Below are 15,572 nucleotides of genomic sequence, written 5' to 3'. Positions count from 1 at the left end.
GTCTCTTGCCATACTCGTTTTCAATATGACAAGAGACAGTTTTCAACGGGGTGTGTAAGCTCTGACTCACCTTCTTAGCTAAAACCCGATATACACAGAAACATGTAATAACAATACTGCAAGGACAATATAGGCAATCCATAAAGGGAAGATAAACTTTGCCCACTCCCCCCAACCTACGCGCGCTGTTGCCAAATAGGCGAGTAAGGTCCCTGATGTAGGGGTCAGTATATTGGTAATGCCATTACCAAATAAAAAAGCGACAATAGTCGTTTGTTCCGACACACCCGTTAAACTGCCAACAGGACCAAGAATGGGCATACTTACCGCAGCTTGACCTGAGGTTGAAGGAATTAAAAAATCCAGTAACAACTGAGACACAAACATTCCGGTAGCGGCAATGTACGCATTACCCTCACCAATAAACGACATCAGAAAGTGCACGATAGAGTCTAAAATCATCCCTTGTTTCAACACGACGGCTACTGCGGTCGCTACGCCGATTAACACACTTGCCAAGAGCACTTTTTTCATTCCATCAACAAATGCTTCCGCCGCTTTGTTCGCACTCAAGCCACTCATCGCAGCGAGTAGCATGCTAAGCGCTATGTAATAGGCGCTTAAGGCATGGTGCTTCCAATGCCATTGGGTTGAGGCATACACTAACAATGCAATACCACACGCTAATACCAGCAACATGGCTACATGGCGGTTAGAAAGTTTATCTGAGTGAAAATGCACCTCTTCATTTTTGAAGCCATGGCGTTTAATCATAAACAGTACAAAGACGATGCCAACGCTTAAGAACGCGAGATAAAACATAAACCGCACACTTGCGCCGCTAAAAATTTGCAGCCCGAGTAAAGGTTGCGCAATGGTTAAAGGCAGTGGATTAGTAACGGATGACAGGTAGCCTGCTTTAACCGCAACACAGACAATGGCGAACCCAATAATGTTTGGCAGTCCTAAACGATTGGCCATGCCCACCATCAAAGGGATTATAAGAAGGTATTCAGACGCCAGTCCTAAAAAGGTACTACCCGCCGAAAATGCGATCATTAGGATGATGACCAACACATAGATATTACCCTGTACCAGGCTAAGTAGTCGCTCGAGTCCCGCATCGACGGTACCCGCCTTGGTCAAAATACCAAACATGCCACCGATAATCAGCACCATAAAAATAAGCCCAGCACCTTGCTCTAGACCAGCAGGGATTGCCATAAAGGCGCCAACGATACTAACGGGCTCTGGCTTAATTTGTTCGGCATTTTCGAATTCAAAAAGGTTGCTCAGTGACTTATCTTTTTCAATCACTTTGAAACTGTTCGCTACGACCAGGTTACCGTTTCGCTCGTACGACCCCGAGTCCACGACATAGGTCAGTAACATAGCTAAAAACAATATACTGAGTAAGATGATGATTGGATTCATACCGCGCTTTTTGTTAGCGACAGCAGTTGTTTGCTCTTGGCTTTGCGTTTGCTCCATCGTCATTGCCCCACCAGCCTTGCCACATAAGTCGCTAATTGTTTGGCAACATAGCGAGTATCGCTCTTGAATTGCGCATAGTTCGAATTTTTGGCAAAGGTTTGCTCGTTCATATATAAGGCGCGGTTAATCTCGATTTGCACACTATGGCGATTTGCTTTTACATCCGCATAATGGCTGACTAAATAGCCCCCTTTATAAGGCGTATTTCGCACTACTTTATAACCCTGATCGGAAAATGCAGTGGCGATAATATCAACAAACTCAGCACTTGCAGAAGTACCATCAAGATCACCTAAAATGATGTCTGGACGAGCACTTCCCGAATCTATATTCATGCCATTCCCTACCGACTTCATCGAGTGGCAATCAACATGCCACACGCCTTGATGCTGCTGGTGCAAACCATCAAGTAACGACTGTAACTGCTTGTGATAAGGGCGGTAATAGTGAATTATGCGTTGAATTATTTGTTCTCGTGACAAAGCATCACGGTACATGGGTACACCAGGAAGTGCATAGCGCCTGATCAATCCCATTCCTCGCTCACTGTATTTAGTAGGTTGACATTGATCCCAAGGTTCATCTAACAGCGCAGGGTCGATGTCATCCGGTGCACGATTGGGATCGATATACATACGCGAAAAATGCGCATGCAAGAGGTGTCCACCTTCATCGACAACACTTTGCCAAATATCGTCGATGTAGGCATCCCATCCCGTTTTTATCTGCTCTAAAGGAACAGTCGCATCAAAATCGTCTGGGCAATATATACCACTGTGCGGTGAATCAAACACGAGAGGCAATACTGATGGCGTGCGCGGGGTTAACAATGTGAAAGCCGACTCCATAGGTCAATCTCCTAACTGCATTTCAAAGTGGCCTGCCACACGGGCAGGCGTTACGACTTTCATTAAAGTTTGTACGTCAACTGCATATACACAAAACGACCAGTTGGGTTGTAGGTGTTTTGATCAAAGTTGATATTCAAGTTCGTTAATGACGACGGTGGTTGTTTATCACCTAGGTTATTTATGCCTAGCTTAACCGCCATGTTGTTCTCAAACTGATAACCCGCCGACACGTTGTGATACGTTACCGCACCAATGCCTCTTGGCTCGCCAGCTACTTGCTCAGTTGTAGAGTCGATATAGCGCAAGTTGTAATTGGCTGACCATGCATCATGCTTCCACGTAGTTGAGAACGTACCACGCCACTCAGGGTAAGATTCACGAGATGCAGCCGTCCCCACTAAGTCTTCTTTTTCTACTGAACCATCTGACAAGGTCGTGTATTCAGTGAGGTCATTCAGTTTAGAGATATTGGCATTAAACGACCAATCACCAAAGTCACTTTGTAAAGAATAGTAAGAAACAAAATCGATACCAGAAACGCGGGTCGCGTTTAGATTCACTGGGCCATCCAAGATATCCATGATTTCGCCTGTACTATCACGGGTGATGGTGTCGCAGTTCTTGTTCTGATAGGCACATAAATCTAGGTTGTTTTGGGCACCGAACTCACTGATAGTATTATCAATTTCGATTTCATACCAATCGAGTGTGAAACTGAAATTTTCAATGAATTCAGACTCATAAATTAAACCTACGGTTTTATTTTCCGATGTTTCTGGCACCAACTGGCGGTTACCACCTGTGGTCACCTGCACGTTAGTAAATGGTTGAGTATAGCCTGCAGGCACTCCAGAGCATCCAGGTAAACTCGCATCCGCCGAGCAAGGGTCGCTGACTGCACTAAAGGTTAAGCGCTGACCTTCAAACAATTCCAAAATCGACGGTGCACGAAAGCCTTCAGCCCAGTTTGCGCGAAACGACAATTGCTCAAATGGGGTGTACAGCAATCCAATCTTGCTGTTAGTTGTAGAGCCAAAGGTACTGTAGTCGGAATAACGCGTTGCTAGACTCAATTCTAAGTATTCAACAAATGGTTTGTCGGCCAAAAGTGGAATACTGAATTCGGCATACGCTTCTTTTAGGTCATACTCACCCACGGTGCCTTCGCGCGGCGAAGACGAAGTGGTGCGATAGGTATTGATACGTGGGTCTGAATTGATCGTGCTATCGGGTGTATCTTCACCTTTTTCTTTACGGTACTCAATACCAAACGCCGCGCCAATGTCGCCCGCCGGCAGTTCGTACAGAAAACCGCTAATGTTTGCTGTGAAGTCAACCTGACTGGCTTCGTTCTCATCATGGCCAGTGAAATTTACGTAATCGACCATTTCTTCTGTCAGTGGGTTGAAAATATTGACGGGTACACAGCCAGCAACTAAATCTGACACATCACCTTCTATGCCCGTGGTATCACACGCACGCATTCCCAGCGCCAACTTATCTAGGTGCATTTGGTTATTGGAGGTAAATTCACCTTTGTTTTTTGCATAAGACACAAAGCTATCCCATGTCCAACCATCAAACACTTCACCATCTAGGCCCAGTGCAAAACGAGTGGTTTCAACTTTTTGCTCATTCACACGGTAATCATTGTTCATAAAAAATGAGCTATGGCGGAAATCGCTGCCTGAAAACTCCACCCCAAACGGATTCACACGTGAATCATCGGGAATGTAAAAGCCACGACTGCCACGAATTGACGACAGCGCCGGTGAAAACTGCTGATCAGACTCACGTAGGTTGTACATGGCCTCAGCCTTTAGGTTCACCTGACCCACAGGCATCACAAGTTGCGTGTATACAGAAGTGCGCTCACTTGGGCCAATGACATAGTTGTTGTCATAGCGGTTAAACTTATCGTCACTGTTCACTGCACGCCAGTTAGCAATCGTGTTGCCGTCTGCCCCTGGGTTGCGGGTAATACCTGCCGATGGAATAGAGAAATCAACCACATCGGCCAAGTTATTTTCAATAAAAAAACCTTCGGGTGTTGACGATGCTAAGCCATTAAGTGGCACAGCTGTGAGTTCTCGGTCCTGGGTATACACAGGTTTTTGATCAACATAACTTGCCGCAAACATGAGATTCGCTTCGCCTAAGTTCGTTCCTGTTAATAAATCAACATTGAAGGTCTCTTTGTCACCTTCTGTGGTTTCACCGTAATAGGTTTTTACTTCAAGACCTTCAAAATCATCATAGGTATAGAGGTTTACAACGCCTGCAATGGCATCTGCACCATAAATCGCCGTGGCGCCGTCTTGCAGTACTTCAACACGCTTGATAATGGCCTGAGGAATGGTGTTCATGTCCACAAAGTCGCGAAAACCGCGGGTACCTGCACCATTGACCCAGCGGTGACCATTTACCAACACCAACGAGCGGTTGGCACCGAGGTTGCGTAGGTTCAAACTCGCAGTACCATGACTGGTGCCCGCCGAGCCGTTGCCGTTGAGGCTTGAGCCCACGGAAGGCAGTTCTTGCAATACCTCTCCGAGCGACAGTGAACCATTGGCATGCAAAGCTTCTAAGTCGATATCTTGTACTGGGCTGGCCGTCGCGGCTTGGCGTTTGATACGCGAGCCGGTAACAGAAATCACTTCTACGTCTTTTTTAACCTCTGCCTGCTCAGCCAAAGCTGTCTGCGAGGCGGTCATACATATAGCAGCAACAGAAATTGATACCAACGATTGCTTAAATCCTGAATATTCCATTTGTCACACTCCGAGAGTTTATTTTTATGTTGTTAGCGTTTCACTTTACTCCCTCGCAAAGTCTATGCAATATTATGAAATATCATCATCACCCTATAACAAATTGTTATGAATAAAATCACTGACTCAACACATAAAATGACCCTCAATAGTTTAGAAGCCTTTGATGCGGTGATGAAAACGGGCTCAGCGACAGGCGCGGCCAAATCGCTAGGATTAACACAACCAGGGGTCAGTCGCTTAATTGCACAGCTGGAAAATAATGTCGGCTTTGCGTTGTTTTATCGTGAAAAAGCCCGGTTATTTCCCACTGACGAGGCAATCGCACTGCACAAACAAGTGGAAATTTCACTGGCCAGTGTGTATCGCGTTGAGCAGCTTGCAAAAAATATCCACGAGTCCCATGTGGGCGAGTTAAACATTGTCGCCCCGAGTAGTTTTGTTGCAGGGCCTTTAGCCGAAGCCGTCGCTTCTTTCGTCAAACGCCACCCCAATGTAAAAATCAGTTTAGACAGCCACAGTCCTGCTCGCGCGCGGGAGTTGGTGGCTAACAAAGCCTTTGATTGTGGCTTTATCCAATTTCCAGAAAATCATGAGGGCCTGTGGTGCGAACCTATCATTACCAGCGATTTGGTGTGCGCGGTGTCGAGTGAGCATGCTTTTGCCGCTCGCCAACAGTTAACGCCGAAAGATTTGAAAGACGAAAGCTTAGTATTGCTGGGCAGTGGCAGACACTCGCGCAAACAAATTGAACATGCATTCTTACAACACAATGTGCGCCTAAAAGTGCGGGTGGAAACACATACGGTTACCACGGCCTGCACCTTAGCAAAACATAACGTGGGTATTGCTATCGTCAACGAGTTGTTGGCACAACAGTTTAAAGATAATAGCCTGACTTTAATGCCATTTGTGCCAAAAATTGAGCTGACCTATGGCTTTATTACCTCAGCATCCACGCAAATGAACAGGCTGACTCATGCTTTTTACTCGCATTGTAAAGAATACTTTGATGAGTTCGAGCCAGTGCGCTGAATGCCAACTCACCGCCATCGTTTTTACAAGTGATTAATTTTTGTCCCTGAGTAAATCCCTCTGTGATTGTTCCTAAGTGCGTCGACTTAGCCACTGTTACCCTCCATCTCACTTAGGTTTCATCATGCTTTTACCTTGCTAACCGCGCTGGCTATCCTAAAATTTAAACTAGTACGCGAAGATGTCGCTCTAGCACGCACCAGCTCACTAAGGAAATAGTTTGGCTACCAAACATAGCTCAACAGCGCACATGGAAAGAAACGTATTAGTGCTGAACTTCACCGAGGATATGTGTTTAACTGACCAAAGTGCTTCATATCACACGTGGCATTTTATTGATGCCGACTCTTTAGAGTCTGCCGAAACGATTGTGGAGCAATACAATTGTTATGTTGCTATCGCAGTGATAGAACCGGTCAGACAAGCATGTTTACTTAAGGCTGTTGAGAAACTGTCATCACAATTTAACAACCTTTTATGGTTAGCGATTCTCAGCTGACAGTAGCTCTTTGGCTGGCAATCTTAGTTATTGTTTCACCGATTACTTCATGGATTACCATCATCTACCAATCGATTGGCAACGCTTAGATCACTCACTTGGGCATTTATATGGCATGGCTCAAATGCGCATGCTTGCACAAAAAGAACAAGCCGAAACCAAGCCCAACTCGCTCGTATTTGGCGAATCTCAGGTTATGCGGGATCTGCAGCAAACCTTGGTTAAAGTCGCCAGTACTGACGAAACAGTCTTAATTGGTGGAGAGACCGGTACCGGCAAAGGTTTGTGCGCGCAATATATTCATTCACTGTCGTCGCGCAGTTCAGGGCCCTTTATTACCGTTAATTGTGGCGCATTACCACCTACTCTCATCCATTCAGAACTGTTCGGTCATGAAAAAGGTGCTTTCACAGGAGCGGCAAGACAATACATAGGTAAAATTGAACGTGCCAATGGAGGGACGTTATTCCTTGATGAGATTGGCGACCTACCCCTTGAGTTACAGATTAATTTGCTCCACTTCCTAGAAGAGCGCTTTATCGAACGCGTCGGGGGTAATAAACCGATTGAAGTGGATTGCCGTGTTATTTTTGCCACCCATGTCGATCTAGACAACGCCGTCATTCAAGGTACTTTCCGCGAAGATTTGTATTATCGCATAAACATCATTCAACTTGAGATACCAAGCCTTCGCGACCGTAAGCACGATATTCCCGTGTTGGCGAACGATTTTCTAGATAAGTTTTCGCCACAAAATCAAAGTCTTGCCTTTTCCTCCACGGCAATTGATCTGATGTTTAGATACAGTTGGCCTGGCAATGTTCGAGAGCTAAAAAATAGAATTCAACGCGCCATTATCATGACCGATACTGGCATCATTAATGAGTCTGATTTGGGTATAAAGGCGCTCTTCGCTGACAACGAAGAGGACAGGGTTATTGACCTCGTTCAACGCAGAAATGACATTGACGCACAGTCGGTGTTAGATGCCATCGAACAGAACAATCACAATGTCTCCGCGGCTGCAAGGGATCTCAACATTTCTCGTACGACCTTTTATCGTCTGCTTAAGAAGTGCAACATTAAATTGTGACCAGACTCTGTGAACCTGATGAGGACCATCAAATGAAACCACACTTTTTAACACGTGCTGTGTTGCTTGGGTCATCCTTGCTGCTCTTTGCTTGTCAAGACGATAACGCCCAATTGGAACAAGAAGTAAAAGCCCTCAGAGCTGACATCGTTGAGCTAAAACAACAACTGAACACGGTCGCAAGCCAAGTCGGTGACATTCATGTCATAGCCCAAGCTTCACAACAACCGCAAACAAAAACCTTACCCACCCAAGACGATATTAATGGGGGGGGGCACCTTACCTGAACTCGGTGAGGCTACGGCAACACTGGCTATCGTTGAATTTTCTGATTATCAATGCCCATACTGCAAACGATTTATTGATACGACATTCCCGAAACTCAGAGCGAATTATATCGATAAAGGCAAGGTTAAATACGTGACTCGCGACTTCCCGCTCGGATTTCATACCAAGGCGAAAGGTGCTGCCGTTGCTGCAAATTGTAGCTTGAAACAAGAAGCATACTGGCCAATGCGTACTTTGCTGTTTAACAACATGCGTAATTTGGGTGACGAACTGTATCAGCAAAGTGCAGAAAATTTATCGCTAAACCTCGAGGAATTTGCAACTTGCTTAGCGGATCAACAAATTATGCAAAAAATTGAAAGAGATTTGAGTTATGGCTCATCGTTGGGTATTCGCGGCACCCCTAGCTTCCTGATTGGTCGAATAGAAAATAATCAACTTGTAAAACCTCAGTTATTGGTAGGTGCGCAGAGCTATGAGACCTTCGCGGGCATTCTTGATAGCCTAGAGCAAAACCAAGCTAAATAGCATTCCCAATGCACCTTATAGGAGATGTGTATTTTCAAGTGACACATTCTAGGAACTGTCCACACTGTTCACCGACCTCGTGAACAGTGTTCCCCACTCCTTCAATTTATTGATTATATTGAATATTTAATTAAGAAATCCCAGTGTAATTTCGTGTGTATTTTAGAAACTGTTACTCATACGCAACACTTTTGTTCACCCTTAGTTCAGCCAATTTGAAAATTTTCATAAAAATCATAGTGTTATTATCTTGGTTCAATCTTTGCTCTAAACGCCTACCTGTGTAATTTCACCCCCCGTAGTCTGGACAACTCTCTACGGCCGATGGAAGGCTCACACTTAACACCGACTAAGCAGTAATAAACGGACGTACCCTTTCACCCATATCGCTCATATATGGCAGTGAAAGATCCCACTCACAACTAGTTACACAAAAACTAACGGTTAACGAGGTCATGCTTATGAAACGATTTAACTGTAAAAAGCTTATTAGAGTCTTGGGCGTTACTCTGATTAGCACAGCAACCCTATATGGTTTTAGTACCGCGCCCGTACACGCATCTTTCTTCCCCCAGAAAATGGAACAAGCCTGTATGGCTGAACAAGCTGGGTTTGACTTGAACTGTACCGCAAAAGACATTCGCGTAACGAGTGTTGATAACATTAGAAATTTAGATGATTCACCTGCCGTAAGTTGTCAATTGGGCTCAAGTGTTTCTTTTAAAGCTGATGTGAGTATCACCACCACGGCGAATGAACGATACGATTATTCTGTGTATCTTCCCGAAGGAAATTGGAGCGCACAGGATTCTAACCCTGACAACACATGCTCTATATTACTTGGGCAGAATAATGGACCCGGCGTAGATTTAGAAGAAGGCCAAGACCAATGTGCTGATATCTCTAAAGCGGCTGGCTTTGATGAAACACACGTCTATGTTGGTGAGGAAATTACGCTGTTTTGTCGTGATGACGACAACTCTGGTTATGTAGACTTTAACTACTGCGCTGCATGGCACAACAAAGACGGTGCTGATTGTAGCGAGGACGATCCGGCAGCTCCTGGTACACCTTCAAAATGTCGTTGTGAAGCATTCGACATTGATATTTTCATTAAACCAAGTGCACCTGTAATTACTAAAACTTTAGAAAGTGCAAGTTCAACTGCTACTGAACCAAGCGGTAGTTTCACTTATTCTGTAAGTTTTACTAATCCAAATTCTGGCGCATCGATATTCTTAACTTCACTTGACGATATAATCGACCAAGGCGGTGATGATAGCTTTGAGACCACAGTGAATTTATGGGGAGCGACCACTACGGCTGGTACCGCCGATGGCGTGTACTTAACCAATAGCACCTGTTCTCAACCTGCGAATGGCGGCGAAGTGTTGGGCGGCGCATCCTATAGCTGTCAATTCACTGTAACAATTGTTGATTCAGATTTACCTGATGATCAAACCCCTGAGCTTTATGATGATACCGTGAGACTAACCCTCAACGATTCAAATGGTGATGGCATTGAGGCTCTCGCAACTTGCCCAGGTAATGTAAACCAAGCATTCGGCGACCACTGTAGTAATGAAAAACGCGTGACGCTAACGAATGTTGCACCTTCTATCTCGGTGCTTAAAGAAGCGAATGTGAGTCAAGTCCCTGAATCAGGTGGCAATGTGACGTACACAATTACGGTTACAAATACGTCTCCTGAATGGGATTCGCCAATCACTATCACCTCCTTAGTGGACGATGTGTTCGGTGACCTCACAACCCTAATGGATAGCGATTGCGCAATTGGTGCTCAATTAGACTTCGAAGGCTTCTATCAGTGTTCATTCACACAATGGATTGCTGCCGAAATGGCCGGTTCACACACCAACGTAGTGACAGCAAAAGGTACCGACAATGAAGGCGATGAAGCGACTGGTTTTGAATCAGAAACAGTAATGATCAGCAATGTGCTTTCAAACATCACGCTAGAAAAAGTAGCAGACCCCATTGAAGTGCCTGAGACAGGCGATGATCCGTCACAAACTCGTTCTGTTGAATACACCTTCACGTTCGGCGTTGACGGAAGTGGCGTGGATAATGTGACCTTTAAAGAGTTACTTGATGACATGTTTGGTGATCTCACTGATGAGTGTATGGTCGATACCAAAAATGACATGCCTATCGGCCCCGTTGACCTGTTAGACTTCGTCTTAATGCCGGGCGAAACTGCAAGTTGTAGTATCAGTCGCGATTTGACGGGTAACTCAGGTGAGGTGCACGTGAATGTAGCAACCATCAATGGTATCGATGATGATAATGACCCAGTTACGCAAATGGATGATGCGAGCGTTACCTTTATTCCAGCAGCTCCGGCCGCGGATGTGAAATTTGGCGCAGGTCTACTGGCCATTGTTGAACTAACCAATACAGGTATTGAGAATGTAACCTTAACGTCTATGTTGTTCGATGGATTTGATGTGTTCGCTGAGGAAGAGACTTCGCCTGATTTGACGGTTGATGGCTTTAAATTGATTAACTCTGGTGGTTCGTATGAAAATCAAAACTACCCAGCATGTAATCAAGGTCAGCTTCTCACTTATAATGGTTCTCCAGGTTCAACATACTCTTGTGCCTTCACCATTGAATACAGACCTGGCCTAGATAGTGTTGCCGCTATTAATCAACTCAATGAACTAATCATTACATTGGAAGATGATGAAGGCGATGCAACTATCAATAAAGTTGATATCCAAGTCTATGGCTTTGGTAACTAACTCAGCCTATGGCGAATAGCGAATGTTGAGTTAGAAAAACAGTGTTCGTACGGCGTATATAAAACGCTAAAACCAAGCAAGGAGCCGCGACTCAGTCCCGGCTCCTTTTATTTTACCCCCAAGCTAGGTAAAATAATTAGTTTCCACCTTTGCCTTTTTTGCCGCCACCTCCAGTGCCGCCGCCATCAGCAGTTGATAGAGTGATCGTTACAGTCGTCGTTGATTCCAACTCACCATCACTAATTGTGTAGCTAAAGCTGTCGCCATTTTTGAAGCCTTTCGCCGGTGTATATTCTAGTTGGCCATTAGTACCCACAGTCACTGTACCTTTGCTACCCTGCGTTACAGAACGGATAGTCAATGTATCGCCATCCTCGTCCGAATCATTCGCTAGTACATTAATCGTTACTGCGCTTTTGCTAGAGATAGTTACCGCGTCACTTTGCGCAATGGGTGCGTGATTAACCGCTGCAACAATGTTGTATGAAAGCGTGGTATAGGCACTCATGTTACTGTTTTCGATATCCTGTGTAACAAGCGTCATACCATAAGTGCCTGCTGTTGCGTCGTTTGAAGATACGACAGCCAAGGTCACTGTATCACTTGTACCATCCGCAAGCGTCATGTGCGCAGTGTCTGCGAACCAGCCAGCTGGAGTCATAATTGATAATGAGTAAGTGGCTGCTGAACAGTCAGTGTTCTGGTTAGTTACGGTCACTGTGTACAGTTGTTCCTGACCTGGATTCACTGCCCCTGCAGTGCTTTGAACACTTACAGTCGGTGCACCCGCAATGCACACTGGGGCTGGCTCTGCCACTACGTAGGTTGCAGTCAATGCCGCTTGATACTGGGCTTGCGCTAGGTTGTTTGCCACAACACTAAAGTCATACACACCTGCATCTACACTCGTTGATGAAACTACGTCTAAATCGATTGCCTGTGACTGACCTGAAGCAAGCGTTACAGTTTGGTTAGTTGCACTAAAACCAGCAGGTAATGTCGCCGCAACAGCAAAGTCCGTTGGGTCACATGACTCACTGTTGTTGTTGGTAAGTGTGCCTTGATAGTTAACAACAGAGCCTGCCTCTACAGCGCCTGTATTGTTCGCAGTTAACACCCAAGTTGGATTTGCTAGTTCACATTGAGCAACCGGCGCTTCTACAACATAGGAAACGGTCATTGCATCTGTGTATTGAGCATCGGATGCACTCACTGTTGTTACAGCAATATCATAAAAACCATCTGTTGCCGCTGCTGGAGAAGTCACTTCAAAGCTAACTGAAGCGCTTTGGCCTGGTAAGACTGTTGCAGTAGCTTGTGTTGCCACCCAACCTGCTGGAACAGAGGGTGTAACAGTAAACTCAGACGCTGAACATTCTAGGCTGTCTTGATTACTTAATGTTGCGCTGTACGTTACCGTAGTCCCTGGAGCAACCCATGCACTCGCAACAGGTGACACATTAAGTGTAGGATTTGCAGCAGCACACGTTTGGGTTGAATAACTAACGGAAACGCTTGCAGCTGTTGCGCTTACCCACTCAGTTGAAATACTTACACCCGCTACTTCATCGGTATAAGTGTTCCCTGCAACTAACGCAGCATCATCAAGATCATAGATACTGCTTTTAGGGGTCATATCGAGGATTTGACTGCTCTCGATGTCATCTTTTGATTGGTTTAAGTGCACCAATACACCATTCGTGGCTGCGGTACCCGCCATAAATGAATCGAAACCTTGCGCTTGACGATACTCTAAGTAATACCAAAGTGATGCCCCTGTTGAAGAGTCTGTGCCACGGCGAACTTTCAATGCTTTAGCGCTACCTGATGCAGCAGCAGTAAGCGGCTCTAAGATGAAGTTTCCGTCATCATTTGCAGTCACGACTTCACCCGCGCTTTGAGTTAGCCAACCCAAACGCTCTTTATTAAACGCGTTGAAGTGACCTTCAGACTTACCCATGATGTCAAATTTGTCACCGTAAGTAACAGCAACACACGAATCACTAATATAACCAGAGCCACAACTCAATTCTTTCGCGTGTTTCAAGCCTAGGTTATGACCAATCTCATGACCAATCGTCATTAGGTTCAATTCGCCGTTAAGCCATGCACGAGAAGGTGTACCGCCCACGGTGCCTTGGCCACGCCAACCGCAACTGTCATTTTTAGGTAGCATGTACACTAGGCGCTGGTATTGGCTCAAATCAACACCATTGTCCTGTGCTACTTGGCGTGCATGTTGGTCCATACCAAAGTAGTCGCACGTTGTATCGATTGGCATAGTGTAATAACCGCGCACGTCGCCACTTAACCATGTTTGACCATAAGAAGCCTCTAGGAAATAGTCGTTTACGCGACCAAATACCATGTCTTGCACTTCTTGCTCTGTCCATGGTTGAAGATCTGGGGCATCTTGGAAGTTCAGAAGCAATACTAGGGTTTTTTGTTCACCTGTTGTGCCTGAAAGTGGTGCAGCAACACCCGAATTCGCATCGCTTGATGCATCGCCAGCGGCGAGTACTTGCAAGCTCGATAATTCGTTATCAAGTAACAGTCGAGTCGTAGTGTGTTGTTCAGTGTTTTGTGTGAACTGCCAACCACGCACACTCAATTTATCACCTGATTTCAATGCGTCAGTGTTAGCGTTAGCAGGAACAAACAACTCGATATGCTCGTTGCCAGTATTAAGGAAATAACGAAGGCGTGTTTTACCTTCTTCCTCAGAATCCAAATAAACGAGCTCTAAATCACCAGTCATCTGTTTTTTCTGAGCTAAAGTAGCTGCAACATCAGCTGGCATATTGCCACGTTTTGCTTGTGGGATAATTGTACGAAGAACGGTACTTGGGTCTTGACCGAGAAGATGGTACTGCGTGTTCTGACGCTCTTGTGCTACTGCGAGCATTTGCCCCGTAGACATTACGCCTTGGCCATTGTTCGTTTTGGCCATTGATGTTAATTCAAGCGTTTGCAACTTAACTTGTTGGGCATGCGGCATTGCTGCCTGTACTTTCATTGCAGTAAAACTCAAACCAAGCATTAGCGCGGTATACGCGCAAGCTTTACTTGCTGTGGAAGTGGTGTTCGTAGACGTTAAAGTGCAAAGGTTGGTGCTCACAACTGAACCCTCTCAAAGTATAAACATCACTTCGAAAGCATTCAGTAATAATACTGAGCTCTAGAACACATTCCTTCGGTAACCCAGCCACCCTCTAATTAACTAGTAGGGCCTGTGGCTTTGCGTCCACCAATTACTTGGTGTTTGCCATTTCGAGAGTGCTTTCGAACATAAAAACGCATGCGACCTAACGCTGCGTCGGACATAATTTTAGCAACATGATTGCAAAAAACTCAACAACAAAATTGTACTTTTTTTAATCAATTTTTAAATGTGTAATAAAATCAACACGCAAGAACTAAACATTTTTTCCTAGGAATAAAATATTATTTAAAAAACAAAAAAACGTGCAGTTTAATAACATGAATATAATGACAATCCAGTATCTATAGGCTCTACTTTCAATTTTTCCGTGAAAGTGTAATTGGTGTTTAGGTGTACGGAGATTAAAGGATGGTTGCCCAACTTTTCAAAATACTTGTTCATAGACTCGCAGCATCAGTTTACATCTTTGCAACCTACTTGGTTGTTTGGCGACGAGCGCTGTGAGGCTAAAATATGAGATGAAGATGCACGTTGCACCGCCAGGCAATAATACCGTAAGGAATCAAGAAAACACGAGCTCAACGAGTGAGTGAGCCCGAGTTTCAAAGAGGCATGTTAGTGGGTGATGATGTCAACAATTTCGCGTGTGTCATCAATTAATCGAATGATAGAACCATCTACTTCGATCGAAATAAGACCATCTCGACCGAGTGGCTTGATCACTTTACCACGACGATAGATGTCGCGATCTAAAATATCACCCCGTCTGAGCTTTTTCTGCCATCCTGGAGGTAGATCACCACCATTGTCTACTTTCTTCTCTAAGCCAGGTGGCAAGCTTTTGTGATCGTGCTTGTCCTTGTCTTTATCTTTATCTTTAGCGTACGCCATACCCGTTACGAGACTGAGTCCGATCAACCCTACGTAAATATATGCTTTCATCGTTTTGTTCCTTAAAGAAGTGTTACTTGAGGTTAGCAGTTTTATCTGAACACGCTATGAAACTTTGTCATAGAGCATAATGATATGGATTGCACCAAACGTCTGTGTAGTGCAGATAACATTATTTTCTCTGTCGCACCGTG

General features: G+C 45.0%; 11 protein-coding genes and 1 riboswitch. Of the genes, 6 read left to right on the top strand and 5 right to left on the bottom strand.

Annotated elements, in window-relative coordinates; genetic code table 11:
* Positions 1-78 precede the first annotated feature (78 nt).
* The 3 genes from ACH19P_RS17625 to ACH19P_RS17615 form a co-directional block, all read right to left on the bottom strand.
* The gene (locus ACH19P_RS17625) at positions 79-1,497 is read right to left on the bottom strand and encodes a YfcC family protein (RefSeq protein ID WP_462159924.1); all 1,419 of its coding nucleotides are present in this window, start codon (positions 1,495-1,497) and stop codon (positions 79-81) included.
* Entirely contained in the window at positions 1,494-2,342 is an 849-nt protein-coding gene (locus ACH19P_RS17620) for an N-formylglutamate amidohydrolase (protein WP_462159923.1), read from the bottom strand. Before ACH19P_RS17620 ends, ACH19P_RS17625 begins: the two co-directional genes overlap by 4 nt.
* A gap of 62 nt (positions 2,343-2,404) precedes the next feature.
* Positions 2,405-5,116 (bottom strand): TonB-dependent receptor, encoded by a 2,712-nt coding sequence (locus ACH19P_RS17615; RefSeq protein WP_462159922.1) that lies wholly within the window; start codon positions 5,114-5,116, stop codon positions 2,405-2,407.
* Positions 5,117-5,224: 108 nt separating this feature from the next.
* On the opposite strand from ACH19P_RS17615, the gene ACH19P_RS17610 reads away from it, so the two are divergent.
* The 6 genes from ACH19P_RS17610 (at position 5,225) to ACH19P_RS17585 (ending at position 11,324) form a co-directional block, all read left to right on the top strand.
* A complete protein-coding gene (locus ACH19P_RS17610; protein WP_462159921.1) occupies positions 5,225-6,151 on the top strand; it encodes a LysR family transcriptional regulator in 927 nt (308 codons plus the stop codon).
* A 220-nt stretch (positions 6,152-6,371) separates the two neighbouring features.
* Positions 6,372-6,650, top strand: coding sequence for a hypothetical protein (locus tag ACH19P_RS17605; protein WP_462159920.1), 279 nt, complete (start codon positions 6,372-6,374; stop codon positions 6,648-6,650).
* A 10-nt stretch (positions 6,651-6,660) separates the two neighbouring features.
* On the top strand, positions 6,661-7,743 hold the full coding sequence (locus ACH19P_RS17600; protein WP_462159919.1) for a sigma-54 interaction domain-containing protein: 1,083 nt from the start codon (positions 6,661-6,663) through the stop codon (positions 7,741-7,743).
* A 32-nt stretch (positions 7,744-7,775) separates the two neighbouring features.
* A complete protein-coding gene (locus tag ACH19P_RS17595) occupies positions 7,776-8,030 on the top strand; it encodes a hypothetical protein (protein WP_462159918.1) in 255 nt (84 codons plus the stop codon).
* Positions 8,008-8,559, top strand: a complete 552-nt coding sequence (locus tag ACH19P_RS17590) for a DsbA family protein (protein ID WP_462159917.1) — start codon at positions 8,008-8,010, stop codon at positions 8,557-8,559. The genes ACH19P_RS17595 and ACH19P_RS17590 overlap by 23 nt, the downstream gene beginning before the upstream one ends.
* 461 nt (positions 8,560-9,020) lie before the next feature.
* Positions 9,021-11,324 (top strand): hypothetical protein, encoded by a 2,304-nt coding sequence (locus ACH19P_RS17585; RefSeq protein ID WP_462159916.1) that lies wholly within the window; start codon positions 9,021-9,023, stop codon positions 11,322-11,324.
* A 136-nt stretch (positions 11,325-11,460) separates the two neighbouring features.
* Here the strand turns inward: ACH19P_RS17585 and ACH19P_RS17580 are convergent, their stop codons facing one another.
* Together ACH19P_RS17580 and ACH19P_RS17575 are read right to left on the bottom strand one after the other, a co-directional pair.
* The gene (locus ACH19P_RS17580; protein ID WP_462159915.1) at positions 11,461-14,340 is read right to left on the bottom strand and encodes an Ig-like domain-containing protein; all 2,880 of its coding nucleotides are present in this window, start codon (positions 14,338-14,340) and stop codon (positions 11,461-11,463) included.
* Positions 14,341-14,516: 176 nt separating this feature from the next.
* A riboswitch (cyclic di-GMP riboswitch) is annotated at positions 14,517-14,601 on the bottom strand.
* Positions 14,602-15,102: 501 nt separating this feature from the next.
* On the bottom strand, positions 15,103-15,429 hold the full coding sequence (locus ACH19P_RS17575; RefSeq protein ID WP_462159914.1) for a hypothetical protein: 327 nt from the start codon (positions 15,427-15,429) through the stop codon (positions 15,103-15,105).
* Between the last annotated feature and the right edge of the window lie 143 nt (positions 15,430-15,572).

This window comes from Pseudoalteromonas sp. GB56, from assembly GCF_054923835.1.
The sequence above is the reverse complement of the archived record's forward strand: the minus strand, read 5'-3'. Positions and strand labels throughout refer to the sequence as shown.

Bases quoted from the DNA above. Each gene is read 5' to 3' on its own strand.
- ACH19P_RS17625 (WP_462159924.1), bottom strand. From the start codon at position 1,497: ATGACGATGGAGCAAACGCAAAGCCAAGAGCAAACAACTGCTGTCGCT.
- ACH19P_RS17620 (WP_462159923.1), bottom strand. From the start codon at position 2,342: ATGGAGTCGGCTTTCACATTGTTAACCCCGCGCACGCCATCAGTATTG.
- ACH19P_RS17615 (WP_462159922.1), bottom strand. From the start codon at position 5,116: ATGGAATATTCAGGATTTAAGCAATCGTTGGTATCAATTTCTGTTGCT.
- ACH19P_RS17610 (WP_462159921.1), top strand. From the start codon at position 5,225: ATGAATAAAATCACTGACTCAACACATAAAATGACCCTCAATAGTTTA.
- ACH19P_RS17595 (WP_462159918.1), top strand. From the start codon at position 7,776: ATGAAACCACACTTTTTAACACGTGCTGTGTTGCTTGGGTCATCCTTG.
- ACH19P_RS17590 (WP_462159917.1), top strand. From the start codon at position 8,008: ATGGGGGGGGGCACCTTACCTGAACTCGGTGAGGCTACGGCAACACTG.
- ACH19P_RS17585 (WP_462159916.1), top strand. From the start codon at position 9,021: ATGAAACGATTTAACTGTAAAAAGCTTATTAGAGTCTTGGGCGTTACT.
- ACH19P_RS17580 (WP_462159915.1), bottom strand. From the start codon at position 14,340: ATGAAAGTACAGGCAGCAATGCCGCATGCCCAACAAGTTAAGTTGCAA.
- ACH19P_RS17575 (WP_462159914.1), bottom strand. From the start codon at position 15,429: ATGAAAGCATATATTTACGTAGGGTTGATCGGACTCAGTCTCGTAACG.